Annotated in this window: 28 protein-coding genes and 1 pseudogene; 24 read left to right on the top strand and 5 right to left on the bottom strand. The window is 39.4% G+C overall.

Going from position 1 to position 26,595, the window contains the following annotated elements:
• Positions 1 to 52: 52 nt before the first annotated feature.
• The 8 genes and pseudogenes from NSQ43_RS11390 to NSQ43_RS11355 all read left to right on the top strand — a co-directional run bounded on the left by NSQ43_RS11390 (position 53) and on the right by NSQ43_RS11355 (position 6,224).
• Complete coding sequence (locus NSQ43_RS11390) at positions 53 to 1,870, top strand: ABC transporter substrate-binding protein (protein WP_339250287.1); 1,818 nt, start codon at positions 53 to 55, stop codon at positions 1,868 to 1,870.
• Between the two features lie 739 nt (positions 1,871 to 2,609).
• Entirely contained in the window at positions 2,610 to 3,134 is a 525-nt protein-coding gene (locus NSQ43_RS11385; protein WP_339250285.1) for a hypothetical protein, read from the top strand.
• 21 nt (positions 3,135 to 3,155) lie between these two features.
• Complete coding sequence (locus NSQ43_RS11380; RefSeq protein ID WP_339250283.1) at positions 3,156 to 3,596, top strand: phosphotransferase; 441 nt, start codon at positions 3,156 to 3,158, stop codon at positions 3,594 to 3,596.
• Positions 3,597 to 3,606: 10 nt separating this feature from the next.
• Positions 3,607 to 3,930 (top strand): annotated as a pseudogene (locus NSQ43_RS11375) (phosphotransferase); the annotation flags it as partial.
• 34 nt (positions 3,931 to 3,964) lie between these two features.
• Positions 3,965 to 4,399 carry a GNAT family N-acetyltransferase gene (locus NSQ43_RS11370; RefSeq protein ID WP_339250281.1) on the top strand — a complete coding sequence of 145 codons (435 nt, stop codon included), beginning with the start codon at positions 3,965 to 3,967 and terminating at the stop codon, positions 4,397 to 4,399.
• Positions 4,400 to 4,513: 114 nt separating this feature from the next.
• The gene (locus tag NSQ43_RS11365) at positions 4,514 to 4,774 is read left to right on the top strand and encodes a transcriptional regulator SplA domain-containing protein (RefSeq protein ID WP_339250279.1); all 261 of its coding nucleotides are present in this window, start codon (positions 4,514 to 4,516) and stop codon (positions 4,772 to 4,774) included.
• Positions 4,767 to 5,795, top strand: a complete 1,029-nt coding sequence (gene splB, locus NSQ43_RS11360) for a spore photoproduct lyase (RefSeq protein WP_339250277.1) — start codon at positions 4,767 to 4,769, stop codon at positions 5,793 to 5,795. The genes NSQ43_RS11365 and splB overlap by 8 nt, the downstream gene beginning before the upstream one ends.
• Before the next feature lie 147 nt (positions 5,796 to 5,942).
• Positions 5,943 to 6,224 (top strand): hypothetical protein, encoded by a 282-nt coding sequence (locus tag NSQ43_RS11355; RefSeq protein ID WP_339250275.1) that lies wholly within the window; start codon positions 5,943 to 5,945, stop codon positions 6,222 to 6,224.
• A 71-nt stretch (positions 6,225 to 6,295) separates the two neighbouring features.
• On the opposite strand, the gene NSQ43_RS11350 is transcribed toward NSQ43_RS11355, so the two are convergent.
• The gene (locus NSQ43_RS11350; protein WP_339250273.1) at positions 6,296 to 6,472 is read right to left on the bottom strand and encodes a hypothetical protein; all 177 of its coding nucleotides are present in this window, start codon (positions 6,470 to 6,472) and stop codon (positions 6,296 to 6,298) included.
• A 157-nt stretch (positions 6,473 to 6,629) separates the two neighbouring features.
• Here NSQ43_RS11350 and rpmJ point away from each other — a divergent pair, with 157 nt between their 5' ends.
• The 8 genes from rpmJ to NSQ43_RS11310 all read left to right on the top strand — a co-directional run bounded on the left by rpmJ (position 6,630) and on the right by NSQ43_RS11310 (position 10,312).
• Positions 6,630 to 6,743, top strand: coding sequence for a 50S ribosomal protein L36 (gene rpmJ, locus NSQ43_RS11345; RefSeq protein ID WP_283732031.1), 114 nt, complete (start codon positions 6,630 to 6,632; stop codon positions 6,741 to 6,743).
• 173 nt (positions 6,744 to 6,916) lie between these two features.
• Positions 6,917 to 7,315: a hypothetical protein gene (locus tag NSQ43_RS11340; RefSeq protein ID WP_339250269.1), complete on the top strand. Its 399-nt coding sequence runs from the start codon at positions 6,917 to 6,919 to the stop codon at positions 7,313 to 7,315.
• A gap of 40 nt (positions 7,316 to 7,355) precedes the next feature.
• On the top strand, positions 7,356 to 8,351 hold the full coding sequence (locus tag NSQ43_RS11335) for a hypothetical protein (RefSeq protein ID WP_339250267.1): 996 nt from the start codon (positions 7,356 to 7,358) through the stop codon (positions 8,349 to 8,351).
• Between the two features lie 50 nt (positions 8,352 to 8,401).
• Complete coding sequence (locus tag NSQ43_RS11330; protein ID WP_339250265.1) at positions 8,402 to 8,728, top strand: hypothetical protein; 327 nt, start codon at positions 8,402 to 8,404, stop codon at positions 8,726 to 8,728.
• Positions 8,729 to 8,802: 74 nt separating this feature from the next.
• A complete protein-coding gene (locus NSQ43_RS11325; protein ID WP_339250263.1) occupies positions 8,803 to 9,312 on the top strand; it encodes a YfiT family bacillithiol transferase in 510 nt (169 codons plus the stop codon).
• Between the two features lie 178 nt (positions 9,313 to 9,490).
• On the top strand, positions 9,491 to 9,913 hold the full coding sequence (locus NSQ43_RS11320; protein ID WP_339250254.1) for a hypothetical protein: 423 nt from the start codon (positions 9,491 to 9,493) through the stop codon (positions 9,911 to 9,913).
• A gap of 2 nt (positions 9,914 to 9,915) precedes the next feature.
• On the top strand, positions 9,916 to 10,134 hold the full coding sequence (locus tag NSQ43_RS11315; RefSeq protein ID WP_339250252.1) for an LPXTG cell wall anchor domain-containing protein: 219 nt from the start codon (positions 9,916 to 9,918) through the stop codon (positions 10,132 to 10,134).
• Positions 10,127 to 10,312: a hypothetical protein gene (locus tag NSQ43_RS11310; protein WP_339250250.1), complete on the top strand. Its 186-nt coding sequence runs from the start codon at positions 10,127 to 10,129 to the stop codon at positions 10,310 to 10,312. The genes NSQ43_RS11315 and NSQ43_RS11310 overlap by 8 nt, the downstream gene beginning before the upstream one ends.
• A 1,051-nt stretch (positions 10,313 to 11,363) precedes the next feature.
• On the opposite strand, the gene NSQ43_RS11305 is transcribed toward NSQ43_RS11310, so the two are convergent.
• Entirely contained in the window at positions 11,364 to 11,846 is a 483-nt protein-coding gene (locus tag NSQ43_RS11305; protein WP_339250248.1) for a general stress protein, read from the bottom strand.
• A gap of 157 nt (positions 11,847 to 12,003) precedes the next feature.
• On the opposite strand from NSQ43_RS11305, the gene NSQ43_RS11300 reads away from it, so the two are divergent.
• The 4 genes from NSQ43_RS11300 to dacB all read left to right on the top strand — a co-directional run bounded on the left by NSQ43_RS11300 (position 12,004) and on the right by dacB (position 17,298).
• A complete protein-coding gene (locus tag NSQ43_RS11300; protein ID WP_339250246.1) occupies positions 12,004 to 12,714 on the top strand; it encodes a DUF421 domain-containing protein in 711 nt (236 codons plus the stop codon).
• Positions 12,715 to 12,792: 78 nt separating this feature from the next.
• Entirely contained in the window at positions 12,793 to 14,082 is a 1,290-nt protein-coding gene (locus tag NSQ43_RS11295) for a purine/pyrimidine permease (protein ID WP_339250244.1), read from the top strand.
• A gap of 226 nt (positions 14,083 to 14,308) precedes the next feature.
• Positions 14,309 to 15,727 carry an NAD-dependent succinate-semialdehyde dehydrogenase gene (locus NSQ43_RS11290; RefSeq protein ID WP_339250242.1) on the top strand — a complete coding sequence of 473 codons (1,419 nt, stop codon included), beginning with the start codon at positions 14,309 to 14,311 and terminating at the stop codon, positions 15,725 to 15,727.
• Positions 15,728 to 15,819: 92 nt separating this feature from the next.
• On the top strand, positions 15,820 to 17,298 hold the full coding sequence (gene dacB, locus NSQ43_RS11285; protein WP_339250240.1) for a D-alanyl-D-alanine carboxypeptidase/D-alanyl-D-alanine-endopeptidase: 1,479 nt from the start codon (positions 15,820 to 15,822) through the stop codon (positions 17,296 to 17,298).
• Between the two features lie 62 nt (positions 17,299 to 17,360).
• Here the strand turns inward: dacB and ilvA are convergent, their stop codons facing one another.
• Complete coding sequence (gene ilvA, locus NSQ43_RS11280) at positions 17,361 to 18,632, bottom strand: threonine ammonia-lyase IlvA (RefSeq protein ID WP_339250238.1); 1,272 nt, start codon at positions 18,630 to 18,632, stop codon at positions 17,361 to 17,363.
• Between the two features lie 472 nt (positions 18,633 to 19,104).
• Between ilvA and NSQ43_RS11275 the strand changes: the two genes are divergently transcribed.
• From NSQ43_RS11275 to NSQ43_RS11265, 3 genes are all read left to right on the top strand, one after another.
• Positions 19,105 to 20,253, top strand: coding sequence for an amidase (locus NSQ43_RS11275; RefSeq protein ID WP_339250236.1), 1,149 nt, complete (start codon positions 19,105 to 19,107; stop codon positions 20,251 to 20,253).
• Between the two features lie 15 nt (positions 20,254 to 20,268).
• Entirely contained in the window at positions 20,269 to 20,538 is a 270-nt protein-coding gene (locus NSQ43_RS11270; protein WP_339250235.1) for an amidase family protein, read from the top strand.
• Between the two features lie 138 nt (positions 20,539 to 20,676).
• Positions 20,677 to 21,651, top strand: coding sequence for a proline dehydrogenase family protein (locus NSQ43_RS11265; RefSeq protein WP_339250234.1), 975 nt, complete (start codon positions 20,677 to 20,679; stop codon positions 21,649 to 21,651).
• Between the two features lie 47 nt (positions 21,652 to 21,698).
• Here the strand turns inward: NSQ43_RS11265 and NSQ43_RS11260 are convergent, their stop codons facing one another.
• A complete protein-coding gene (locus NSQ43_RS11260) occupies positions 21,699 to 22,715 on the bottom strand; it encodes a DUF1646 family protein (RefSeq protein ID WP_339250233.1) in 1,017 nt (338 codons plus the stop codon).
• 151 nt (positions 22,716 to 22,866) lie between these two features.
• Positions 22,867 to 24,363 carry a peptide MFS transporter gene (locus tag NSQ43_RS11255; protein ID WP_339250231.1) on the bottom strand — a complete coding sequence of 499 codons (1,497 nt, stop codon included), beginning with the start codon at positions 24,361 to 24,363 and terminating at the stop codon, positions 22,867 to 22,869.
• A 338-nt stretch (positions 24,364 to 24,701) separates the two neighbouring features.
• Between NSQ43_RS11255 and NSQ43_RS11250 the strand changes: the two genes are divergently transcribed.
• Positions 24,702 to 26,591 carry an ABC-F family ATP-binding cassette domain-containing protein gene (locus NSQ43_RS11250; protein ID WP_339250229.1) on the top strand — a complete coding sequence of 630 codons (1,890 nt, stop codon included), beginning with the start codon at positions 24,702 to 24,704 and terminating at the stop codon, positions 26,589 to 26,591.
• The last annotated feature ends 4 nt before the right edge of the window (positions 26,592 to 26,595 follow it).

The following is a 26,595-nucleotide window of genomic DNA, read 5'->3' as shown; positions in this document are numbered from 1 at the left end:
ATTTCTCCCAAAAGGGAATAACAAATATAAGCATCATAGAAAAGGAGAATTGATGATGGGTAAAAGATTATTAACCCTCATGCTTGCGCTTGTCGTTGTGTTGGCAGGCTGTGTGCAAACAAAATCAGATGTGTCCGGTGAGAAAGAAAAAGGAGATACAAAAGGTGGCGGCAACAACGGCAAAGTGACGATTGAGTTACTTGGAATGAGCTCAGGGGAGGAAGATATGAATATCGTCCGCGACCAGCTCATCAAAAACGGCTTTGACGTGAAATTGAATATCCAACCGGATTACGGTAGCTTCAAAGCGCAACGTGATGCAGGGAATTTCGACATTGCATTATCCAGCTGGACGACTGTAACAGGGAACCCGGATTATGCAGTTCGCTCTTTGTTCAAATCTGACGGTGACAACAGTAATATTAGTGACGAAGAAGTTGATAAATTAATAGAAAAAGCAAGTACTGAAACATCAGATGAATACCAAGAAACGTATAAGCAACTTGAACAAAGACTTGTAGCAGAGAAAGCATATATTGCACCGCTTTATAATTCATTCAAAGCACAAGGGGTTAATAAAGATGTATTGAACCCGGGAACAGTACGACTTGCAAAATCACGCGCAATCGCGTGGGAAACAATCGATTTCAATGATGCATCGAAGCGCGAAAGTATGCCGTTGATAGCTCAACAGGCAATCGGATCATTAACTTCCCTTGACCCGATCAAAGGGAATGACGGTTCTATCAATACGTTGAACACGAATATGTATGTGCGTCTCGTCAATTTGACAGATGACGACAAAGTAGTTTCAGATGGATCGCTTTCGTATAACTATGCGATCGGCGAAGGCAACTCAGACTATTACTTCATTCTTCGAGATGATATCAACTTTGCTAAAGTTGAGGGAGGAACAGCGGTAGATACAGGGGAGCGCGTTGGCGCAGATGATGTTGTGTTTTCATTGAACCGTGCGAAAGATAAAAATTCCGTGCCGGATCACCGAACGTACAGCTTACATGAAAGCATCAAGAACGTCGAAATTGTGACGGATCTTACTGAGCTTGAAAACGTAAAACAATCCGGTGGGGAAGCGTCAATCCGAGAGGCACTTGAAAAAGGACTAAAAGTTAACATTTCTGAACTTGTTGGAGATAAGTCAGCAGCCGATAGTAAAGCTGGAAAATACCAGGTGATAAAGGTAACGACAAATGAGCCGTTTCCACAAGTGTTGAACTACTTGGCACACCAATCCGCAGGGATCGTGTCGAAAAAACAAGTGGAAAGCATTAACACGTACGATGTAGCTTCTTTTGATGTGAATAAAGACATTCCATACGGCGATCAGCGTACCGTTACAGAAGGTTCTACCTATAACAACCATCTATATGCGAGTGGTCCATATATTCTTGTGAAGAAAAACGATTACCAAGCAGACTTCGCAAAAAACCCGGCGTATCGCGCGGGCAGTGAATTCGAACCGAAGATTTCTAGTGTAACTGTCCGATTCATTCAAGACGCAGACAGCGCATTATCCGCATTACGTAACGGCGAAATCCATTTCTTCAACGGTGTTCCGGAGACGAAGTATGATCTCGTTGAAAATGATGACAAACTCGTCTTGCAGAAGAACGACAGCAACGCAGTCGCTTACTTGGTCTTCAACGCGGGAGACCGCGATGTGGCGAAGAGCGAAAACTTACGGAAAGCCGTTTTGTATTCCATCAACCAAAATGAGTTCTTGAATTATTATCAAGGGAATAAAAAGAAAGCTTACTCAACGGTAAGTCCATTAGTCAACACAGGCAACGAATTAGTTGCGGATCCAGCCAAAGTGAAGGAATTCCTTGCGGAGTTTCATGCGGAATAAATCCATTCTTCGAGTGGTGCCGCTTTAATTGTATAATGTGAAAGAGAAAAGCCGATCAATGAGGTATTTGATCGGCTTTTCTTCATTTAAATGGAAATGAACTTCTTGAGGAATAATCGAGCGGTTCTCGGGATAAACGAGCGGTTCTCAGGATAAACGAGCGGTTTCTGGAATAAACGAGCGTTTTTCAGGATAAACGAGCGGTTTCTGGAATAAACGAGCGGTTCTCGGGATAAACGAGCGTTTTTCAGGATAAACGAGCGGTTCTCGGGATAAACGAGCGTTTCCCGAATTGATTTGCTCGTACTTGAAAGAATATATAAATTTTTATCAAATTGAGCGGCAAAATTGAAACATTGTGCTACACCCTCCAAATTAAAAGGAGGGTGTATTTTTAATCTTTAGTGAGTGTTTAGAAAACGGTTCCTAACTTCATGATATAATTGGCTTTAAAGAGATAAATAGGGGGAGGGGGAACAGTGGGAAGAGCAGAATCTATTGATAGTAAGTTGGAGCTTGCATTTGAACTATTTGAGAGTAAACGTCTTACTGAAGCAGAAGAAGTTTGATGAAGCAAGATCAATTTATATTAAACTTAGAGAAATAGCGAAGTTAAGTTCAAATCTTCCAACAACATATGAATTATCGAAGTTAATTGACAGCATAATTGCTTATGAAAACGCTTATATTTCATTAGTATCATGTAAACCAACAAATAGATAAAAAGAGGGGTGTTCAAATGTTTCAGCCTACAGCTTTTTTTAGGGCAGGATTAAAGTTGATCGGTATTCTAACAATTGTTTGGAGTTTGACCCATGTTGTTACTGTTGTTTATTCGTTCTACTCTATTTACAACTTATCAGATTTAATGTCTGCTAGTGATTTAACGAATTATCGACTTTCCCTTATCTTTCAGGCGGTCTATCCTGTCTTGCTTTTGGCACTTGGGATATACCTATTAAAGAGTGGTGAGGCGATCATTCAATTTGCTTTCCGGGGTTCAGAGGAGAAATACGATGCTAAGGCCGGAGAGCTGTTCATGCTATTTATGAAGTTGGCTGGATTGGTGTTAATTATTTATTCAATCCCGAAAGCGTTTCAGTTAGTCGCTAATATCATGTTTGTATCCTCCGCAAAATTAATAGATACAAATGGGCAAGTAGAATTCATTATTCATAACCTCCTAATTACTGTTATTCAGTTATTGCTTGGAGTTTATCTATTAAAGAGTGGCAAAGTTTTTTACAAAATGGGGTTTAAATAGTTTAAAGTGGCGGTGGTTTAGTTGATAGGGATTCCTTTGAGTTTAGCAAAATTAACAAACGGATTCGATTGGGAACCGATAACAATTGGGCATTCGGAAGCGATGACCTTCTTGTTGAAAGGCTCACATGAACACCGATATCTTAAAGTACAGCCGGTTCATACGGTAGAACGTCTCTTTGATGAAAAGGAAAAGATGAAGTGGTTGGAAGGTAAGCTGCCTGTGCCACGTGTCTTATTCTACGAGAAGGACGAAGCAAATGAATATCTGTTAATGTCTGAGATTAAAGGTGTGAATGCTTCGGATCAATCACATCGAGGCAATTTGCCTGCAGTGATAGAGTCATTAGGAGCCGGACTTATGACTATTCATAGTATAGGGATCGGTGATTGCCCCTTTACTCAAAGCTTGAGTGTGAAAATAGAAGAGGCGAAGAATAGAGTAGCGCAAGGGACTTGTTGACGAAGACGATTTTGATGAAGTACGAATGGGAAGGAAAGCAATCGATCTTTTTGAGGAACTCGTCTCCAATAAGCCGTTGGATGAGGAACTCGTCTTTACTCATGGTGACTATTGTTTGCCGAATGTGATTATGGAGAATCAAAGAGTAAGCGGTTATATAGATTGGGGACGGGCAGGGGTTGCAGACAAATATCAAGATTTGGCATTGGCGATACGAAGCATTTCCTATAATTTTGGCAAGGATTATGTTCCTTATTTTCTTGCGGGTTATGGAATAAAAGAATTAGATGAATCTAAGGTCGATTTCTATCAACTAATGGATGAATTTTATTGAGTGGAACCTAAATCTATTTAAGGGAGATTGCATAATGGGGACATCTACTATCAAGGAACTCCACACACCACAGGAAATTCTTCAAGCTTTTCCAGTGATGAATCAATTGCGAACGCATCTAACTGAAAGAGACTATTTGGATCTCGTTACAGAAGCCATGGAAAAAGATATGTACAAAATGTTTGCTATGTTTGACCAAGGGGAAATTGTTGCGGTTACTGGGTTTAAACCAATGATTACACTTTACTATGGCCGTTTTGTTTGGGTATGTGATTTAGTGACCGATACAAACAAAAGGTCTAATGGATATGGTGAAAAGCTTCTATCTTTTGTCCATGAATGGTCAGAAAACAATGGGTATAAGACCGTGGCTTTATCATCAGGTTTGCATCGAACTGATGCTCATCGATTCTATGAAGGGAAAATGGGTTATGACAAAGTAAGTTATGTCTTTAAAAAAGTCCTGTAATCCTGATTCCTAATATTTGTTTATATTCCTATTTTCTATCCAGTGATTTCATGTTTATTATCGAAGATATGGGTCATAGTAAAATGGATAGCAAAACGGAGTAGGAGTGAGGAAATGTCAGGAATGAATGACTCTTATAAAGCGGGGGATATAGTTTACGTTTTTTACCGTAATCCCCACACCCAAGATGTAGCAAATGTACAGTCCGCTGCCGTAGTCAACCATCCAGAGGAACCAGATAAACTTGCTTTATTCCTTTATGAAGAATTCTACCCAATATCCGATGAAATGGCCGTTTATTCATCAGAAGAGGATGCGAACCAAGCCTATAACTATTATTTAGGGGATTCTGAGGTAGGTCGATTGGATGAATAAGCCGTTTTCACCTAAGCTTGTTTATTTTGAACCGGATGCTCTTAATTATCCATTAGGTAGGGAACTATTGGATAAGTTTGAGAAAACCGATGTTGAAATTCGATACACAACCTCCCATAATCAGGTTAGAAATCTTCCTGGTGATAATGATTTCCAGCGATATCGAATTGCCAAATCCACATTGGTCGTTGGAATAAGAAAAACACTAAAATTTGACACTTCAAAGCCTTCTGCGGAGTACGCTATTCCGTTCGCCACAGGTTGTATGGGACATTGTCATTATTGCTATTTACAAACAACGATGGGAAATAAACCTTATATTCGAACATATGTGAATGTGGATGAAATCCTTGATGCTGCAGATCGATATATGGCTGAGCGCGCCCCGGATTTTACAAGATTTGAAGCCTCTTGTACATCCGATATTGTTGGCATTGATTCATTGACGCATACATTAAAACGGGCTATTGAACATTTCGGGAAATCCGAATATGGGAAACTGAGATTTGTCACGAAGTTCCATCACGTTGATCACTTACTTGATGCAAAGCATAATGGGAAAACCCGTTTTCGCTTTAGTGTGAATGCTGATTATGTCATCAAGTATTTTGAACCCGGGACATCACCCTTGGCAAAACGGATTGAGGCCGCTGGAAAGGTAGCACGGGCAGGATATCCTCTTGGTTTTATTGTTGCTCCGATTTATCTACATGAAGGCTGGGAAGATGGCTATTACCATATGTTTGAACGTCTTGAAGCAGAATTGCCACCTGAAGCAAAAAAGGATCTTACCTTTGAATTCATCCAACACCGTTTTACGAAACCGGCCAAGCGAGTTATAGAAAAAAATTACCCAATGACAAAATTGGAATTGGATGAGGAAAAGCGTAGATATAAATGGGGTAAATATGGAATTGGAAAATACATTTATCAAAAAGATGAAGAAGAAGATATAAAAAGTCATCTGTATGCATATATGGAAAAATTCTTTCCGGAAGCAAAACTGGAGTATTTCACATAAATGTCATTCATAAAACTATAGAAGCCCTACGCACCTTCTTTACGACGAGGAGGGTGTGTTTTTTGAGTTAACTTTCTAAATATAGTCAGAAAATAGTTAATGTGTTCTGTTATAATAGAGGTTAAGGAATAATAAGGGAGTGTAATCATGCACACATCGCATATTATTTGGGGGAATTATCCCGAAACAGAGGATTTGATCAAGGAATTGCAGCAGAATGAATTTGACATGATAACTGTCGTTGATGTGGAAATAAAGGATGGCAGCGTGTTAAAACGCGGGGATATCGTCTATGCAACAAAAGAGTATGTAGCAGCTACGCGGATCGAAGAAGTAAAAGAAATCCATTATCATTATTGTCCCGATCAAGAAGTTAGATGGAGGCGTACCACAGAGGATATTATTGAGGGTCAAAGATATCTATGTTGAACCTTGGGCATGAGGATCAAATAAGAAAAAACGACAGAAGTGATCCTGTCGTTTTTATTTTTATATAAGATTTAACAATCGATACAATCATCATTTTGGTTGTTCTTATCGTTTTTTCGGTTATTATTGTTAGTATTAAAATCGAATTCTCGACCGAATTCTGTACGCGTTTCATTTTGATTTTTATTTTGATTGTTATTACGATTTTTGTTTTGATCATTGTTTTGGTTTCTATTATTGTTTGTCATTATTATCACCTCCCAGCGTTATGATGGATTGAAAGCTCCTTTTTAATCATGTGAATTAATTCCATTTTTGGAAGCTGAAATTGAAGGTATGCAGTCATGTTAATAGGAGGATAGGGAATAATATAAAGGAAGCTATTACCGAAACGGGGGTTAAAAAATGAAAGTTAGACCATCAGTTAAGCCAATTTGTGAAAAATGTAAAGTTATTAGAAGACGCGGCAAGGTCATGGTGATTTGCGAAAACTTTCGGCATAAACAAAGACAAGGTTAAATTATCGGGACAACATAAGTCAATTTCCAATCTGATACGGATGGAATTTGGCTTATTTGTCTTTAAGAGGGTTTTTACGGATATTGTCGAATTAAGAGTAGTATCATTAACTGTAATTATTAAATAACTTCAAAAGACTGTTGTAAATTGATTGTGGGAAGGGTGGATTTCCTATGACTTCAAGTTATAAAGAGATATTTGACCGTTCGTCTATTTATCTATTAACACTATTAATATCTCCTGTCCTTTTCGGGTTTTTACTGGCAATTTATTCGGCAATTTCATTTGAGGACTCATGGAGTATAGGCCCAACCGTCATTGTGGTGGCAGTTTATTCATTTCCGTTTTTTGCGTTTGGAGCGTTACCCATCTCCTTGTATATTGACTTTTCTGCTCGTACAAAAAATTATCCCAATTGGCTGAAAGTATTAGTACTTGGTGGTTTCGGTACTCTTGCAGGTCTTGCCGCTATCGGTCTATTTGGCATCTTCAACTTTATGTTCTTCTTTGGTTTTTTCGGTGCAGTGATTTATTTCTTTGTTCTGAAGCTGTTAAACAAGATAATAAAATAGTTTCAAATAAAGGGGATGGTGATTGTAGGGGGTAATGGAATTGCAAGATTTGCAAACACTTTGTTTGTCAATGAATATAAAAAGTACGACGTCAATCTATGAAGGGCAGCTGAATCTGATGAAACCAATACTTGAAATACCGGTAACCCCTATAGCCAATCTGCACGAGGAGTTGAAACATTCGATTCCGCGTTCAATCGCAATCGGACATCATAATGATGTATTCGTCTTACTGGCGCAAGAAATTCCACCTCTAATTAATGGTAGTTTTCCCGCAACGGTTACCGAAAAGAGCTACAGTTATCATGTCGTGCATTTGAAGGACGGTAATAAGAATGTGATCGATTTGCCGGAAGAAACATGGAATTATCATTTTTTACAGCCGATTGAAGACGATCATTTCATGCTTGTCTGCGCTCGTTCGTATTACCACAACGCAAAGAATATTGAAGAAAATGCAAGGGTGTATGATTTGAATGGACGTTTTATCCGTTCGTTTTGTTTGGGCGATGGGATTGAGCATGTGTACGTGGCAAGGAATCAGGAGATTTGGACTGGCTACTTTGATGAAGGGGTTTTCGGAAATTATGGCTGGGAGGTGCCGGTCGGCAGGAGCGGGCTTGTTGGATGGGATTCTACGGGTAGTAAGATAGATTCCCTTGAAGAAGATAGGGAATACTCTATTTTTGAATGTTTGGCTTTGAATGGCAATCCCGAGGGCGAGATTTGGTTTTTCTTCAGTATTGATTCGAAGATAGGAATTCGGAAAGAGGGGCGGACGGTATATTATTCGCCGGAAGATATTGGATTCCAATTTTTTGCGGTGAACGGGGAGACGGTCGTTGCATATCGGGAAAGTTTCGGACGCCATTCAATTTTTGAGATGCAGCGTGAAGGCGAAAAGTTTAAAACACTCCATGAAATCAAGCTAATGAAGCCGAATGGTGTGCCTGTCGAAGCTCAATTAGTGAACAACCGGGAGAATATGTTGCTGTTTTTAGATGGTGATGAACTATATATGTTTGATGTGAAATAAAGAGAATGATAGTGATCATAAAATAGATTTATATTTTGGGGAGGGAAGATGTGAAGGGCATGTCCAAAGTTTTAAGTGTTTTATTGATTGCAACATTAGTTATTCTCTTAGTTGTTATGTCAAATCAACAAAATAATATGTCTCTAAAGGTTAAGAATTTAGAGAATCAAAATGATGAACTACTGATTCAAATAAACAGCCTGAAAGAGGAAAACGAAGAATTAAATAGTAATTTGAAATATTTTGGGGATATATATGAAATGACCTTATATGACAAATACATTCATGTGAGTGAAAAAGAATCTGCTTTGAGTTTATGGTTTAAAGCCAAGAGCGAAGACATTAATAGCATATTTATGGTGTTGAGTGCTGGGTAATACAAAGTAATGTATAATGAAATTGATATCACTAATAATTAAAAATATTTTAATAGAGAAAAGGGGATTGTAAAATGGACGTAAGATTTCCAATTGGGGAGTTGCAAGTTCCGGAAAATGTAACATTGGAGAATGTACAAGAATGGCTAAAGGAAATCGAATCTTATACGACTCGGTTAAGGGAGACTGTTGCCCATTTGGGTGACGAGGACTTAAGTAAAACTTACCGCGATGGTGCTTGGACGGTGCTGCAACTTGTTCATCATATAGCGGATTCGCAGCTAAACATGTATCAACGTCTAAAGCTTGCATTGACGGATGAAAATCCAACAGTACCGGCATTTGATGAGGAAAAATGGGCTATCCAACCGGATACGCAGCTTCCAGCAGAAAGCTCCATTAAAATGCTTGAAGGTATTAACGAGCGTATCGTATCTTTAGGAAATCATCTAACTGATGAGCAATTAGATCGGACATTCACACATGAAAAGAACGGGAAAATAACCGTCGCTACAAAACTTAGGAAATTAGCTTGGCACGAAGAGCACCACTTGGCGCATATTAAAATAGCATTATCTAAATGATATAATTCGTTTTACCGACTAAAAATCCAAATACACCTTTTCTATGAGGTGTATTTTTTATTGGAATGAATTTTTTGAAAAGTATTATTACATCCGTGGTATAATAGCTGAAATGGAATAATTAGGGTTTTTGAATGCACAGTACCTTTTGTTATCTGCGAAAGAGGGGTTGGAATAGATGAAGAAAACAATAATGAGTTTATTGATAATCACCCTTTTAACTAGTTCGCCTGCTAACGCGTTGAGTTGGGCTATTAAGTTTGTCGTTTGGAATGGGAAATTATACGAAGTCACGGATGAAGAAGTAATTGATAGTTTGATTGGCAAGCGAATAGGAGAGGTCAAAACAAAGCCCAATGATATGACGGGTAGCCACTATGGGAATGCATCAAATTTCTATCCAATAGGTACAGGGTATTTTGAAATAAGTGGTATATCTACAAAGAAAGCTATTGCTGTCGAAGATCGTGCGGGTAAATGGGTAAAAGCAGTCTATTCCCATAGGGCGCCTTTTCATTGGATGAATGTATTCAATGGTATCTTCCCGTTTATAGTTTTATTTGCAATTGAAGGGAAAAGGTTTTTAGAGGGGGATGAATAATTTTGAGTGATGAAATGTTAAAACAAAGAAAAGCAGAGTTAGCGGAAAAATTGGGGTTAGGCAAAACAGAACCGTTGAAAAGCACGTTTTTTAAAGGAGATTTTGGTTACAGTATTAACATTACCGAAGTAATTGCTGTACTTCTACTTTTATTAATAGGGGTATTTCTATTAGTTTATCGTAGGAGGAAAAAAAAGAGAGGGAGCATGCGGGATGAGTAACTGGACGTATACGTTATATGCTTTGATTTTAGGTATTGTGGCATTTTTCACGGGTGAAATTGTTACCTTCATTATGCTTGGTTTTATTTTAATGGCTCTTATTAATATCAATACTACACTAAAAAGAATTTACGAAAAAAATGACGGGAAAGAGAAAGCAATCGAACGTGATATTTAAAGGATGCCAAGGAGGTTATTAACCTAATTTTATTTACGATATTATTTTCTTTATTTATTTCGTCAGTTGTATCAATACATTTAATAAAAATGACGAATCGAAAATTATTAAGTATGCTGTCAGCCGTAGCCATCAACTTTTTTATTTTATCAATTGCTATGATGTTATCTTACCAAATGAATGAAGAAACACGTCTTTTTGGGATTGGTTATCCGGATCTATACCTATTGTTGTTTTCACTACCAATAATAACGTGGATTAACTTTCTAATACTGCAAATTGTAAAAAGGGGATGGGAATATGAACTCCCAAAACAAAATATCAATGGGAAATAATATTAATTTGTGGTCGTTTATACTTTCTCTAATTTGTGTTCCTATGTTTTTCATTACAATTTCGTCAGCAAGTTTTATTGATAAATTTACTGATACAACAGGAACTCATCCCTTGAACATTGTTTTAATTATAACGTTGGCAACGTTTGTACTTAGCATCATTGGTTTAAAAGATTTGAAAGGATGGAAAACGACCGCTATAAGTATATGCTCAGTCCTTATTACACTGGGTCTATCTGGGATAATAATTTTTATTTTAATTTTTGGCAGTCTATTAAGTTGATCTATTCCATGTCAAGAAATCCATACCTATTATCAGTAAAAAGTACATTAAAAAATGCTAAGTATTGAGCGTTTCAGATTCATTTAATAGGAAGCACCGTTGATTGGAGCGGAGAGCGAACGCCGGTACGTAGAACGGCGTTTGCGAGTAAAAGCGTAGCGTTACGAGCAATGTTTATTGCGACCCTAAGGGAGCAGGAATGGCAAAACGGCTGCCTTAATTTCTGCAAAAAGCGCAAAAATACGGCAAATCGAACTCTTCGTTGTTCGATTGGCTGAAGCCGTGCCCGCGGAAAGCGTCCGCTCGCAGCGGAAATCAACATTTGTAGCTTAATTTATATTATAAAAAGAAAAAAACTGTAGGCAAACACAAAATTTATGGTGTTTGCCTACAGTCGGTAACGCCTGGAAAAAACGTTTTTCTTCCTTCATATTTATAATCTTGGATTATCCGGGTAGTCCATTCGAACTTCGCGATAGTCATACTCCCCGTCGATTAAAACAAGGATCTTCCCTTCATTGAAGTAATCATTATATCGATTAGCCTCATCTTCTGGGATACCCGCACCTATCAATGCTCCCGCAAGACCGCCAACTCCAGCTCCTGCTGCTGCACCTGTTATGCCTGCGACAATTGGACCTGCTGCTATAATTGGTCCTACACCAGGAATGGCGAGTGCACCAATACCTGCGAGTATTCCTCCAAGACCGCCAAGCACACCTCCAGTTGCAGCTCCTGTAGCTGCACCGTCCGCAGCATGCGTTCCAGTTTGTTCTTCGATATTATCTACATGATCCCTATCCTTACTAATGATTGAAATGTCATTTGAGCTATATCCTTGTCTCTTCAATTCCTCGATTGCCGCCACGGCTTCAGCTTCAGTATCATAGTAACCTACTACATGTCGTTGTACCATATTCAAACGCCTCCTGAGTAAAGTTATTGTTCTATCGATTACTACACATAAACTACCCCAACCATTCAATCTTAAACATTCATGAAAAAACGATTGGTGGTTGAAGTTAGCGATTAACGGGTATTTTTTTATATCAATAGATTTGGAGGCGATTGTTATGGATTATGTAATCATTGGGTCGAAGCTCATTGTTGGTCTGATCGCCTTAATGGCGGTCATTAGGCTATTAGGTAAAAAACATTTGGCCGAAATGACTCCGTATGACATCATCTATTTGATCATTTTCGGCGGCATTCTTGAAGAAAGTATTTATGATAAAAAAGTTTCCATATGGATGTTTCTCTTTTCACTTGCTATTTGGGCTACTTCTATTTATTTAATTGAAAAGTTGGTTGCCCGCTTCAATCCTTTACGAATAATGCTAAAAGGGGAACCTGATCAATTAATAGATGATGGTAAGGTCAATATAAAAGCCTTTAAAAGAAATCAATTGGAGATGGAGCAGGTGCGGACGATGCTACGACAGCAAGGTATTTTTTCATTAAGAGAGGTTCGTGATATGTATATTGAACCGGGCGGGCAAATTTCCATCAATTCCTTTGCGAAGTACAAATCTGTTACGGCAGGTGACTTGAAGTTAGGAAAGGAAGAAGAGGCACCAAGTGTATTATTAGTCGATGAGGGAGAATTGAAATTAGAGGTTTTGAATGCTATCGGTAAAACAGAACATTGGTTAAAAGAGGGTCTACATGGAGAAGGGTATGATGAAATAGAAAAGATTCTATACTGTGAATGGTCTAAAACGGAAGGGTTTTTCATACGTAGCTATGCCGATACTATAAATAGCAATAAACATAAACCGAGTTGACTGAAAACAGCCCGTTTACTGTAATTGTCATGATATACTTGAAATCGGAAATGCTGAATTAGAATTCGAGGTGTATACATGAAACATATTATTGGGGGCTTCCAGTGGGCGGTTTTTTTACTTGCATCCTCGATTGCAGCACCAATCGCAATAGCGCATGTTTTTGGTATGGATACAGTGGAAACTACGCTGTTCATTCAACGAACGATGTTTGTACTTGGTTTGGCATGTCTTATTCAAGCATTTGTCGGTCACCGTTTGCCGATTAATGAAGGGCCGGCTGGACTCTGGTGGGGAATTTTCGTTGTGTATGCCGGCATGGTGGGCGTTATGTATCCAACAAGCGGGGATGCATTGCAAGCCTTGCAAAGCGGCATGATTGTTAGTGGAATCCTATTTATTCTATTAGCCGTCACCGGATTAATCTCTAAAATGAAAACACTTTTCACACCGGCCGTCACATTTACATACCTCATGCTGCTTATCTTACAATTGAGCGGAACGTTTTTAAAAGGAATGGTTGGAGTAGAAAGTCCTAATGACAAGATTGATGGGTTGCTGTTTTTGGGCAGCCTTATTGTTGTCTTAGTCACTTTCATTACAATGAATCATAAAGTACCTTGGGTAACAAGATATTCTGTCCTATTGTCGATAGGGATTGGTTGGGTTCTCTTTTTAGTCATTGGAAAAGCGGAGTTTATTCAATTCGAATTTGATGGATGGATTCAGTTGCCTGAAGTTCTTGTATACGGAATGCCGGTATGGGATAGTGGAATGTTTATAACTGCAGGATTTATAACGCTATTGCTCATCGCCAATATGATGGCATCCATACGGGTAATGGAAAGCTTATTAAAACAATCATTTTCAGTTACCCCGCCAGATCGTATGAAACAGGGATCGATAGCATCCGGTCTGAACCACTTGTTCGCAGGATTATTTTCTGCAATTGGTCCGGTACCCATTTCCGGAGCAGCTGGGTTTGTAGGTGCAACAAGGATTGCTTCTATAAAGCCGTTCATTGTAGGAAGTATCATTGTAGTCCTCATTACCATTTTCCCTGCAATCATGTCAGTGTTTGCGGCATTGCCAGCACCTGTTGCCTATGCTGTCACATTCGCGATATTCTCGAAAATGGTGGAAATGGCATTTCGTGAGTTGTCGGTAGAGCCGAACCAGGAACGTGGCTACAAAGTTGCGGCGATTGGATTGATGATTGGTGTTGGTATCATGTTCATCCCGCAAGAAAGCATGTCCGATTTGCCAAATGCTATTTCTGCGGTCTTGTCGAATGGACTTATAACGGGAACGGTAATTGCGATTTTTATCGAACAGTTTTATCTATGGAGGGAACGCCGTCGAACTTGAATTGCTTCAGGATTCGAATAGCCCTAAAGTAATGAAACGACGATAACTTTGTGAATTTGACCGATAACTTCCAAAACAAAGAGGGCTGTCCCGATAGTCATTGTAAATGACCGTTCGGAACAGCCTTTGATTTTTTGAAAAGTAAGAATGTTGAACTCTTCAATGAAGAAAAATAGGAAGAAGAGTGGTACATTGGATAAGAAAATACAATTTGGGAGGTATGGATATGAATGCTTTTTCAATGTTAATCAACGGAAAAGAAATCGGAGGAGACCTTCCTTCATTTGATGTCATTAACCCTGCGACGGGAGAAATAATTGCAACTGTTCCTGATGGTGGAGCTGAAGAAGCAAGATTGGCAGTAGATGCTGCTACTGAGGCATTTCAAAACTGGTCAATGCTCTCTGCGTATGAGAGAAGCAGTTATTTATTCAAATGGCATGAATTGATCAATGAAAATCTTGAAGGTCTTGCAGAAACGATGACCGAAGAACAAGGGAAGCCTTTGGCAGAAGCCCGTGGTGAAATGAATTATGCGAATGGTTTCATCTCGTGGTACGCGGAAGAAGCAAAGCGAATTTATGGTGAAACGATTCCAGCAACCAGTGCAAATAAACGGATTTTCATCCATAAACAGCCTGTAGGAGTTACGGCAGTCATTACGCCTTGGAATTTCCCGGCAGCAATGATTACAAGAAAAGTAGGACCTGCTCTTGCTGCAGGATGTACTGTTGTGATCAAGCCTGCAGAACAAACACCGTTAACTGCGATTAAATTGGCTCAACTTGCAATGGCAGCAGGAATTCCGGAGGGTGTCATTAATGTTGTGACGGGAGACGCAAAGGCAATAGGGGAGACTTGGCTTAAGGATCCACGTGTTAGAAAACTGACATTCACAGGATCGACGGAAGTCGGAAAGCTATTGATGCGCGGTGCTGCCGATACAGTAAAGAAAATTTCACTTGAACTTGGAGGGCATGCGCCTGCAATAGTCATGGATGATTGTGATCTCGATAAGGCAGTGGAAGGTATAGTGGCGGCGAAGTTCAGAAATACAGGGCAGACTTGTGTTTGTGCAAATCGAATTTACGTTCATGAAACTGTAGTGGAGGAGTTTTCCGTCAGACTGGCCGAGCGGGTTAAACAATTGAAAGTCGGAAATGGCATGGACGAAGGGGTTACAATCGGCCCTCTTATCGATGAAAATGCGATTCAAAAAGTGCAACGACATGTCGACGATGCGGTTGAGAAAGGTGCAAAGGTCGTAGCCGGCGGTAAACGACACAATGCTTTATTTTATGAACCAACGATTTTGACAGGTGTAAATGATGAGATGATTTGTATGAAGGAAGAGACATTCGGTCCCGTAACGCCTATTACAACATTCTCGTCAGAAGAGGAAGTTCTTGCTCGGGCGAATGATTCGATCTATGGGTTGGCGGCATATGTATTCACTGAGAACTTATCAAGAGGAATCAGGATGAGTGAGAAGTTGGAATATGGTATCGTCGGACTGAATGATGGGTTACCATCTACTCCCCAGGCACCATTTGGCGGATTCAAGCAAAGTGGGTTAGGCAGGGAAGGCGGACATTATGGGCTGGATGAATATATCGAAGTGAAGTATATTTCAGTTGGTTTGTGAACAACAATATGACCAAATTCTCAAAATCTATTTCTCTATTAAAGAAAAAATGGTAGACTGAAAACGACAACTGAGATGAAGGGGGAAACAGTTTGATTTTCAGAAAAGCCGCTATGGTCATTGTCGCCATAGTGATGTCGTTTGCTGCTGTGTTCACGGTCACCCCAAAAAGTTCTTTAGTACAAGCATCAAGTCACTACCAGTCAATGGAAAAAAGTTTAAACGCTATTATGGGCGAATCCCTAATGAAATCTGCTAATAGTAGCATCACTGTCCGGAAGGCTTCAACAGGGGAGATTATTTATCAGTCGAACGCTGGAAAGAAAGTAACACCAGCCTCTACACTGAAACTATTAACCTCTGCTGCTGCATTGGAAACATTAGGCGAGGAATATCGATTCCGTACTGATTTACTTACAGATGGCACTATTTCAAAAGGTGTTTTGAAAGGAAACCTTTATCTAAGGGGACAAGGCGATCCTACTCTTATGAAGAATGATTTGGACCAGTTTGCTGCTGCCTTATCGAAAATGGGAGTAAAACAAATAACCGGTGATTTGGTAGGAGATGATAGCTGGTTCGATTCCGTGAGGCTATCACCAGGTATTGATAAAGAGGATGAAACGCATTATTACGCTGCACAAATATCTGGTTTGACCCTATCACCAAATACCGATTATGATGCCGGAACCGTAATCGTGGATGCAAAACCAGCTAAAAATGGCTATAAGGCGAACGTTACGTTGAGCCCAGCAACAAAAATTGTCACAGTCGTCAATAAATCAAAAACAGTCCCAAAAGGATATAAAAATACGTTGTCCATCAAACGACAACCCGGAACAAACACGATTCTTATTTCAGGTAATGTACCGGTAGGCAGTGCAGGTAGTAAGCAATGGATAACTGTATCAAACCCTACCGCCTATACGCTTGATGTCTTTAAACAATCATTGGCATCCAAAGGGATTAAATTTGCGGCCACTTCGAAAACAGTCCGTAGACAAGCTCCAGCAAATGTTTCACTAATTACTTCCAAACAATCAATGCCATTGAAAAGCTTAATGAAACCATTCATGAAGTTAAGTAATAATACACATGCAGAAATTTTAGCGAAAACAATGGGCCGGAAAGTTTATGGGGAAGGAAGCTGGAATTCAGGATTGCGAGTTATGCTCGAATACGCGGAATCTATTGGTCTTAATTCATCTGAATGGGTCTTTGAAGATGCATCTGGATTCTCCCATAATAATAAAGTGACGTCTGAACAATTATCAGAATTGCTTTATCTTGTTCGGCGTGCACCATGGTACGGCAGTTTTGTCCAGGGACTTCCAATTGCGGGGATAAATGACAGATTCGTAGGTGGAACGTTAAGAAACAGATTAACAACTGCCCCTGTCAAAGGAAAAGTCATTGCGAAAACAGGACACCTAAACCGAGTGAGTTCACTGGCGGGTTATGTACAAACGAAAAAAGGCGAAACGCTTATATTCACCGTTCTCACACAAGGACAAACGAAAAGTACAATCCCTACAATTGATAGAATCGCAATGATCCTTGCAAATTCATAAAACGATAGAAATGAAAACGCACCCTGTCCGAATGGATAGGGTGTTTTCATAATTTCACAATTCTATATCAACAGTTCAAACAAGGTGCTGTCCTTATTTACTTCTGTGAAGGGAAAGCCGCTTTGTTTCATGCGTTGCAAAAGGCCTGCGTGATCTTCTTTTCTTTTTAGTTCTATCCCCACGAGTCCAGGTCCGTTTTCTTTATTATGCTTCTTTGTATATTCAAAGGTAGTGATATCATCATCCGGTCCTAATACAGTATCGAGAAACTGTCTTAGTGCACCTGCCCGTTGTGGGAAATTGATGATGAAATAATGGAGTAGGCCCTCATGCAAAAGCGATTTCTCTTTAATTTCCTGCATACGACCAATATCGTTATTCCCGCCACTGATCACACAAACTACGGACTTTCCCTTGATTTTCTCTTTATAGTCATCGAGTGCTGCAATAGGGAGTGCGCCTGCAGGCTCAGCGATGATTGCGTGTTCATTATAAAGATTTAGGATGGCTGTGCATACTTTCCCTTCAGGTATAGCTACAATTTCATCAACGTATTTCCTGCAAATTTCAAAGTTATGATTGCCGACACATTGTACAGCTGCTCCATCTACAAATTTATCAATATGGTTAAGAGTTGTAATTTCATCCTTTTCAATGGAGGTTTTCATACTGGCGGCTCCCTCAGGTTCCACTCCAATCATTTTTGTTGCAGGTGAAAGGTTCTTAATATATGTACTGATACCTGACATCAAACCACCTCCGCCGATACTCGCAAAAACGAAATCGATTGGTTCCTCGATGTCATTCATCACTTCAAGAGCGACTGTTCCTTGACCAGCGATGATGTCTAAATCATCAAATGGATGGATAAAGATTCGGTTTTCATCTTCGGCGCATTTTTTCGCATGTTTTGATGAATCGTCAAATGTATCTCCGACAAGAATAATCTCGACAAAGCTTTTTCCGAACATCTCCACTTGATTGACCTTCTGTTTTGGTGTTGTTTGCGGCATGAAGATTTTTCCGCTGATGCCTAATTGGGCACATGCATATGCTACGCCTTGTGCATGGTTGCCCGCACTTGCGCAAACAATTCCTTTTTCCCTCGCTTCACGTTCTATACGTTTAATTTTATAAAATGCTCCCCGTAATTTGAAAGAGCGGACATGTTGTAAATCTTCGCGTTTTATATAAACATGGCAACCATATTTCTCTGACAGTCGTTTGTTCTTTTGTAAGGGTGTATGTACAACGACATCTTTAAGGAATTGGTTAGCAATCAAGATATCCTCCACTTGTACAGTTTTAGAGTCGCTAACAGCTGTCTTGGTCATAAACTTTTTCCTCCCATTTCCTTTATGTAAATTTAGTTATAATTAAGAGAATAACATAGAGTACTTCATAATTGATAGTTAATTTTAACGAATCCCAAAACAATTTTTATTCAGTTAAATATGTAAGCGTTTTCTTAATAAGAAAATTAAACGGTCGTATCGACTGGACAGTATTGAAATTTGAAGCCTCCGTTTAGGACTTAAAAGAGTAGGGAATTTATAGTATGGATTAGAGAAAACCGAAGGGAGATGGAGGCATGCAAAAATGGGATAGTCGGCCGGAAAAACCTGACCGTATGCAATGGACAGCGTTAGGTGGGGCATTCGTAATTATCCTTATCACCATTTTTATGAATTTGGTCTGAAAAACAGAGGCTTCTGACCTGAAAAGGGAGGGAGCCTTTGTTGTTAATATTGACCATATTTACTATAATGAATAGAGTGATAATTTAGAATGGGGAGATGGCGGAAGATGGAGGCGGTTGTTGAAAAGGTTAACATTCTGGACGTAGATGCGGTCGGAATAAGTGAAATGATTCAGAGAAAAGAAGTTACTGCAACAAGCGTAACTGAAGTTTTTATTGAACGTATAAGAGAGAAAAATCCGACCGTCAATTTTCTGACGGAAGATCGTTTTGCCGAGGCGATGAAGGAAGCGAAAATGGTAGATGAAAACTTGTCAGATGGACAGAGCAAGGGAGCCTTATACGGCGTTCCAATTACTATGAAAGAATCATTTGATGTGGAAGGCATGCGAACAACTGGCGGATTGAAATCTAAAAAAGGACAGGTGCAAAGTCAGGATGCAGTTGTTGTTTCCAAGTTAAGGGCTGAAGGTGCAATCATCTTAGGGAAAACAAATACACCTGAACTATGCTTTTGCCAAGAGACGGACAATAAATTATACGGAAGAACGAATAACCCATGGGATCTTACACGTACAGCGGGTGGCTCGAGTGGGGGTGAAGGGGCCGCTATTGCACTTGGCGCTGCTGCAGTTGGCCTTGGGTCTGACATCGGTGGTTCAATCCGTTTTCCAAGCCATTTTAATGGTGTGATAGGTTTCAAGTCAGGAAAAGGGCAAGTATCCCAAGTTGGTAGTTTTCCATATGTTGAGAATGAGTGGCAGCAACGAATGTTAGGAATTGGTCCGATGGCCAAATCTGTGAGGGACGCAAAATTGGTTTATGGCATCATAGCAGACAGGAAACCGGAAGATCGAAATATAAAAGATTTTACGGTAAATGTATTCAGGACGATGTCGCAACCAATTTCCGGTGAAACATTAATGCTGTTAAACAGAATTTATTTGAAGCTGAAAAATTCGAATTTCAGAATTGACACCGACCCACTTCCTCTCCTTGATGAGTCGGCCCTCCTTTGGCAGGAAATCATGTCGATTGATGGCGGTGAATCCACAAGGAAAATTGCATTTGAACAAAACTCCGGAAATCCCTTTACTGCTTATCTGAAGGAAATAACGGTTATAAATTCACCTGTTCATCGCTATTTGTCTTGGGCACTAATAGGGGCATCACTTTTCAAACCATCTGCCAAGCGAATTAATGAAATTAGTCATGTTTTAAAAAATGGCGATGCAATTTTGGAGGAATACATGTAAGGCAGGTTAGTGATAATGCCTGTCTATCATTCGGCTGCTCCATTGCACGGAACAGTCTATAAGGAGATTTTTTCAATTAGGAAAACGTTCCTGAAATACATGCCTTTCGTAGCCTATGCAAATACGTGGGGACTTCCCGTCTTAACAGTTCCGGTAGGCACAGATAAAAACGGGATGCCTATTGCCATTCAAATCATTGGAAAGAACGGAAATGAAGATGCGATATTTAAGCTTGGCTCATTTATCGAAAAGGAGTTTGGCGGGTATAATAGAGCTAAATTATGAAAAATGTGTCCAGAGCAATTGGACACGTTTTTTGTTGTGAATAAATGTACCCTTCATTATACTTAATAAGTGTTGAACAAAGAATGCTGTGTTATAATTCAGGATGATAAAAATAATTATTCTAGAGGAGTAATGGATATGATTTTAAAAGACTTCTTTATGGGACTTTCTCAAAACCAGTTTTTGAATAGTGCAGCGAAAAAATACGGCTTAAAATTAGGTGCTCAAAATGTGGTGGCAGGAACGAATATTGCCGAAACGATTGAAAGCATCAAAGAACTGAACAAACATGGTATTTCTTGTACTGTCGATAATTTAGGCGAGTTTGTCTATGAGAGAGAGGAAGCGACTGCTGCAAAAGAACAAATCATCGCTGTTATTGAAGCGATCCATGAAAACGGAGTAGATGCTCATATTTCATTAAAGCCATCTCAATTGGGTTTGGACATCGATTATGATTTCTGTAAAGAGAACATTGAGGAGATTGTTTCAACGGCGAATAAATATGGAATCTTCGTTAACTTCGATATGGAAGATTATGCACGTCTACAACCATCCTTTAACTTATTGGACGAGCTATCCGTTACGTATGACAACATTGGAACTGTCATTCAAGCATACTTTTTCCGTGCTGAAGAAGATTTGCATAAACATAAAAATTACCGTCTTCGAATCGTTAAAGGGGCTTACAAAGAGTCTCCGGAAAATGCATACCAAGACAAACAGGAAATTGACAGGAACTACATTAAATTGATCGAATGGCATTTATTGAACGGTAAATTTACTTCAATCGCAACGCATGACCATAACGTCATCAACCATGTAAAACAATTTGTAAAAGATAATAATATTCCAAATGACAAATTTGAATTCCAAATGCTCTACGGTTTCAGAAAAGAAATGCAGTTGGAATTGGCGAAAGAGGGCTATAACTTCTGTACTTATGTACCGTTTGGGCAAGATTGGTATGGCTACTTCATGCGTCGACTTGCTGAAAGACCTCAAAATATGAACCTTGTTGTTAAACAAGTATTCACGAAAGAAACCAATACGATGATTGGACTTGCGGCAGGTGCATTCCTTCTTGGACGTCTAACTAAAAAGAAAAAATAACCCAAAAAGCGATTTGTCATGGAAAACGTGGCAGATCGCTTTTTAAGTTAGCCGAAAACTACAATTATAACAAAGTAAATAACCATCGTGATGAGACCGACCGGCACGCCGAATTTCGCCCACTCTCCACTTTTAATATTTAACTTACCAGCAGCGATGATATTCGGTATATTACCGGGGATGAGCATACCACCACTAATTAAAAGGCCTAAAAGGATTGCTTTAATCGTTGGTTCATCCATCTCTTGACTGATTTCTGCAGCCGCAAGCGTCGCATTATCAAGAACAGCCGATATCATATTGATCCAGTAAAGGACGTATGGGCTGAGGTCTAACAAGAACCTTTCGATGAATGGTTCGAAACCTGCACCTAACAGGGTTAAAGCTATGACGAACAGATAGATTTTAAATCCGCGAATCAGAATCTCAATGAATGATTCCTCTCCTTGTTTTGACTTTAATCCGATACTCTTTTTGGATGGTTTAATCATGATCGCTGCAAGGATTCCGAAAGCTATAACGCCTAAGATTACATCTGGACCTATTAAACGCAGTAAATAAAAGAAATCCTCATTCAATTTACTTGTAGCAATAGTGGATAAAGGTTCCCCGACCGGTGTCAAAACAGCCCCCATACCAATTGAATAGCATGCAAGGATAACAAGTCGTATTTCTGATTTACGGTCGAGTTCCAATACCCCGACAATCGCCACTAAAACAATTGCAGCGATGATTGCAGTGATTATACTTGAAATGATTCCAAGTATAATGACGACGAGGGCAAGAAATAGCCTATAAGGGATTGTGCGGCTAATTCTTTTAATCCCTTTTTCAAATGGTCGTTGGAGCCATTTGAATAGTAACCCAGCAATGATGACTGCGAGGGTAATATGTATGGGATCTTCAAGAGCTTTAAGTAGTAAAACCTTGTCCAAGACACCGCTAACTATGACTGCAGCTATACCCATTACGAATAGGAATGCTTCCAAATTACGTTCAACAAATGGAACTGTGAAAGGTAAGAATAAGACCAATATTAAAATTATCGATAAACCAAAAATCAATTCTATTCCCTCTTTTCTATTTATTGAATTGGTATGCATATCATAACACTCGAGATCCTCTGTAGAAATACTCTTCCTTAAAGAACTTGAAATTTTTTTGAAAGAAAAAAGCATAACCGCAATGGGTCATGCTTTTCTTCATATAATACGCTTAATGGACGCCTTTCATGAATCTTTGAATGACAGGAGATAGCGCAAAAAGAATAATACTTAATCCAATTGCAACGCCACCAATAATTCCAAAGTACATCATTTCAGTTTTATCAGAATAAAACTTTACGATTTGTGCATTTAATGCTTGTGCAGCAGCGTTGGATAAGAACCATAGGCTCATCGTCTGAGCAGAGAATGCCGCTGGCGCCAATTTAGTCGTAGCAGATAATCCAACAGGAGAAAGACATAGTTCCCCTAAGACAAGAATGAAAATGCTTAGCGCAAGCCACAATGGGTTGACCAATGTATCCGTTCCGCCAAAATAAGCTGGTAATAGAATGACGATGAAAGAAATGCCGGCGAAGAAAATCCCTAATGAAAACTTTTGTGGGATAGAAGGCTGCCGTTTTCCTAACTTAATCCAAAGCCAAGCAAATACCGGTGCCATTGTAATGATGAATAAGGGATTTAACGACTGAAACCATGCAGGTGATATATGGAACCCGAATGCATCTAAATTGGTTCTTTTATCTGCATAAAGGGCAAGGATGGTAGATCCTTGTTCCGCAATTGCCCAAAACATGACAGCCGCAAGGAATAACGGAATATAAGCAATGATCCTGGACTTCTCATCTGCCGTAGTCTTTGGACTTCTGTACATAATTATGAAATAAGAGAAAGGTATTAAAAAGCCCAAAATTCCAACAAGAGCAATGAATGAGTTAAATGTTAACCATCCATTCGGAATGGTGATGAACAATAGGGCAACTAAAACTACGGTGCCTATTACAAGATTTCTGACAAAACGTTTCCGCTCAGCGGGGCTAAGTGGGTTCGCAATTTGTGTCCCAGCTAAGCCAAGGTACTTCTTCTTTGTAAGAAGGAACGTAACAAGTCCAATGAACATACCAATAGCGGCCAGACCGAATCCAAGGTGGAAATTATAGTCCAATCCGATTGTTCCCACAGTTAAAGGCGCTAAAAAACCTCCCATATTGATACCCATGTAGAAGACACTGAAACCGGAATCGCGGCGATTATCGTCAGTCGCATAAATGTCGCCAACAATGCTTGAAATGTTCGGCTTTAAAAGGCCTGTCCCTAAGACAATCAGTACCATGGAAGTGAAAAACATTGTCAGATTGCCCGGAAATGCTAAGACGATATGGCCAAACATTATTAAAATTCCGCCGTAAAATACAGCTTTCGATGTACCGAAAATACGGTCTGCCAGCCATCCTCCGATAATTCCAGACATATAAACAAGCGAGCCGTAAATCGACATAATTGCCATTGCGGTCGGTTCGCTTATCCCTAATCCGCCTTTCGATACTTCATAATACATATAGAAGACAAGAATTGCCCTCATTCCATAGTAGGAAAACCGCTCCCAAAATTCAGTGAAAAACAATGTGAACAATCCTCTTGGATGTCCAAAAAATCCCTTTTGGGGAACGCTTTCAACAATTTGTTCTTTTGTAAGTTTATGAGCCACCTGAGATTTACCTCCTTTATGATTCATTATTATATAAACAATTTAATTATATTGTCAAAACAAATATGGTGATCTTTAAATTAGTATTAAGGTCGATAATAACATGTTTTCAGATTCTTAAATGTCGAAATAATAGTATATTTATATATCGAATAATGTATTTTTAATTCAAAGTTATATATCACTTTATATTCATATACTCTCCATTGTAGTGAAGGTGATACCGTTTGTTTTTCAGATTCTGATAATCATTTCAACGAGGAAGGCGATCGTGTTCAAAAATTCGTGGATATGAGCTATCATTAGAGTAAGCAGTTTGTAGAAATGGATGTGTAGTCATGAGCCAATTAATAGTTGAGAAGCTTACAAAAAGCGTGGGAGAGAAAATTTTATTCCGGGATATTTCCTTTACAATAGTTCAGGGTGAGAAAGTAGGCTTGATCGGTATCAATGGAACGGGAAAGTCGACGCTCCTTTCGATTATTGCTAAAACAGAAGAACCGGATTCAATGAAGGCAGATCATCCGAATAACTATACGATTTCTTATTTACCCCAAGTTCCGAATATCAATCCTGAGAAAACCGTCATGGAAACTGTCTTTATGTCAGATGCCCCGATCATTAAATTGAATTTGGAGTATGAGTATGCACTTGCTGCGTTAACGGATGATCCAACATCGGAGGAAAACCTACAACGTTTTACCAGAATGCAAAATGAGATGGATGCACGCTCGGCATGGGATTTAAACACAAAAGCGAGAACGGTTCTTACAAAATTAGGGATTGAATCCTTTAATAAAAGAATCGGTGAGCTATCCGGGGGGCAACAGAAGCGGGTATCGCTTGCGAAAGTGCTTATCGAACCGGCGGATCTGTTATTATTGGATGAACCAACGAACCATCTCGATGTCCAGTCGATTACGTGGTTGCAGGATTATTTGAAAAACGAAAAGGCTGCAGTTGTATTCATCACACATGACCGCTATTTCTTGGACGCTGTTTCCACTCAAATATACGAGTTGGCAGATAAGACGCTATACGCGCATTCTGGTAATTTCGCCGATTATTTGGAGTCTAAAGCTATTCGTGAGGAAATGGCGGAGGCAACTGATGCAAAAAATCGAAACCGCTATCGCAATGAATTGAAATGGATCAGACGTGGGGCAAAGGCGAGATCCACTAAACAGAAAGCCCGTATTGGCCGTTTTGAAGAGCTTGAAGATAAAGTTAAAAAAGATACTTCTTCGACTAATATGGATGTTGCGTTGAAAACATCCCGACTTGGCCGAAAAGTGATAGAGCTTCATGACGTTTCTAAATCCTATGGAGATCGAAAAGTGATTGAAGGATTTAATTGTCTTTTACAATCGGGCGATCGTATTGCAATTGTAGGACCGAACGGAGCCGGTAAAACGACATTGATGAAACTGATTGCAAAAGAATTGGAACCTGATAGTGGTTATCTCGAAATGGGATCTACTGTGAAAATTGCACATTTCCATCAGCAACTACCTGAAATGGACGAAAATAAGCGTATAATCGAATATATACGCGAAACATCTAATGATATCGAGGATAGTAACGGGATTCGAATTTCGGCAACACAAATGTTGGAGAGATTTCTATTTCCAACTTCATCACACGGAACCCCGATTGGGAAGCTTTCTGGTGGTGAAAGGAAGCGCCTGTATTTATTGAAGTTGTTAATGGAACAACCGAACGTCCTATTGTTGGATGAACCAACAAATGATTTGGATATTGAAACACTATCGGTCCTTGAATCCTTTATCGATACATTCCCTGGAGTTGTGCTAACGATATCCCATGACCGCTTTTTCTTGGACAGGACATCGACGAAATTATGGGTATTAGACGGTTCAGGTAATGTCGAAACTTTATATAGCATTTATTCGGATTATTTAGAGGAAAAAGCCTTTCAGAAAACCGATGAGCCGAAAAACGACAAAAATACGGCAACCCCTAAAGTAGCCGAACAAGAAAAACCTAAAAAGCGAATGACCTATAGCGAAAAAAGAGAATGGGAAACTATCGAGTCTGATATTGAAAAGAAAGAAGAGGAAATTGCTGCAACCGAAGCTGAAATGATGTCGTCGGGTGCCAATTACGATCTTGTAAGCGAGTTGACTAAGCAGTTGGATAAACTGAATGCAGAATATGAACATTTGATAGAACGGTGGACGTATTTGCAGGAAATAGCTGAGTCTTAACAAT

The sequence above is a fragment of the Sporosarcina sp. FSL W8-0480 genome (assembly GCF_037963765.1).
Lineage (GTDB): Bacteria > Bacillota > Bacilli > Bacillales_A > Planococcaceae > Sporosarcina.
This window is presented reverse-complemented; position numbering and strand designations above follow the sequence as displayed.

Bases quoted from the DNA above. Each gene is read 5' to 3' on its own strand.
- ilvA (WP_339250238.1), bottom strand. From the start codon at position 18,632: ATGACCAAGACAGCTGTTAGCGACTCTAAAACTGTACAAGTGGAGGAT.
- NSQ43_RS11355 (WP_339250275.1), top strand. From the start codon at position 5,943: ATGCACACATCGCATATTATTTGGGGGAATTATCCCGAAACAGAGGAT.
- NSQ43_RS11325 (WP_339250263.1), top strand. From the start codon at position 8,803: ATGGACGTAAGATTTCCAATTGGGGAGTTGCAAGTTCCGGAAAATGTA.
- NSQ43_RS11305 (WP_339250248.1), bottom strand. From the start codon at position 11,846: ATGGTACAACGACATGTAGTAGGTTACTATGATACTGAAGCTGAAGCC.
- NSQ43_RS11310 (WP_339250250.1), top strand. From the start codon at position 10,127: ATGAGTAACTGGACGTATACGTTATATGCTTTGATTTTAGGTATTGTG.
- NSQ43_RS11320 (WP_339250254.1), top strand. From the start codon at position 9,491: ATGAAGAAAACAATAATGAGTTTATTGATAATCACCCTTTTAACTAGT.
- NSQ43_RS11300 (WP_339250246.1), top strand. From the start codon at position 12,004: ATGGATTATGTAATCATTGGGTCGAAGCTCATTGTTGGTCTGATCGCC.
- NSQ43_RS11295 (WP_339250244.1), top strand. From the start codon at position 12,793: ATGAAACATATTATTGGGGGCTTCCAGTGGGCGGTTTTTTTACTTGCA.
- NSQ43_RS11275 (WP_339250236.1), top strand. From the start codon at position 19,105: ATGGAGGCGGTTGTTGAAAAGGTTAACATTCTGGACGTAGATGCGGTC.
- NSQ43_RS11265 (WP_339250234.1), top strand. From the start codon at position 20,677: ATGATTTTAAAAGACTTCTTTATGGGACTTTCTCAAAACCAGTTTTTG.
- NSQ43_RS11290 (WP_339250242.1), top strand. From the start codon at position 14,309: ATGAATGCTTTTTCAATGTTAATCAACGGAAAAGAAATCGGAGGAGAC.
- NSQ43_RS11365 (WP_339250279.1), top strand. From the start codon at position 4,514: ATGTCAGGAATGAATGACTCTTATAAAGCGGGGGATATAGTTTACGTT.
- NSQ43_RS11250 (WP_339250229.1), top strand. From the start codon at position 24,702: ATGAGCCAATTAATAGTTGAGAAGCTTACAAAAAGCGTGGGAGAGAAA.
- NSQ43_RS11270 (WP_339250235.1), top strand. From the start codon at position 20,269: ATGCCTGTCTATCATTCGGCTGCTCCATTGCACGGAACAGTCTATAAG.
- NSQ43_RS11390 (WP_339250287.1), top strand. From the start codon at position 53: ATGATGGGTAAAAGATTATTAACCCTCATGCTTGCGCTTGTCGTTGTG.
- NSQ43_RS11340 (WP_339250269.1), top strand. From the start codon at position 6,917: ATGACTTCAAGTTATAAAGAGATATTTGACCGTTCGTCTATTTATCTA.
- splB (WP_339250277.1), top strand. From the start codon at position 4,767: ATGAATAAGCCGTTTTCACCTAAGCTTGTTTATTTTGAACCGGATGCT.
- NSQ43_RS11370 (WP_339250281.1), top strand. From the start codon at position 3,965: ATGGGGACATCTACTATCAAGGAACTCCACACACCACAGGAAATTCTT.
- rpmJ (WP_283732031.1), top strand. From the start codon at position 6,630: ATGAAAGTTAGACCATCAGTTAAGCCAATTTGTGAAAAATGTAAAGTT.
- NSQ43_RS11385 (WP_339250285.1), top strand. From the start codon at position 2,610: ATGTTTCAGCCTACAGCTTTTTTTAGGGCAGGATTAAAGTTGATCGGT.
- NSQ43_RS11350 (WP_339250273.1), bottom strand. From the start codon at position 6,472: ATGACAAACAATAATAGAAACCAAAACAATGATCAAAACAAAAATCGT.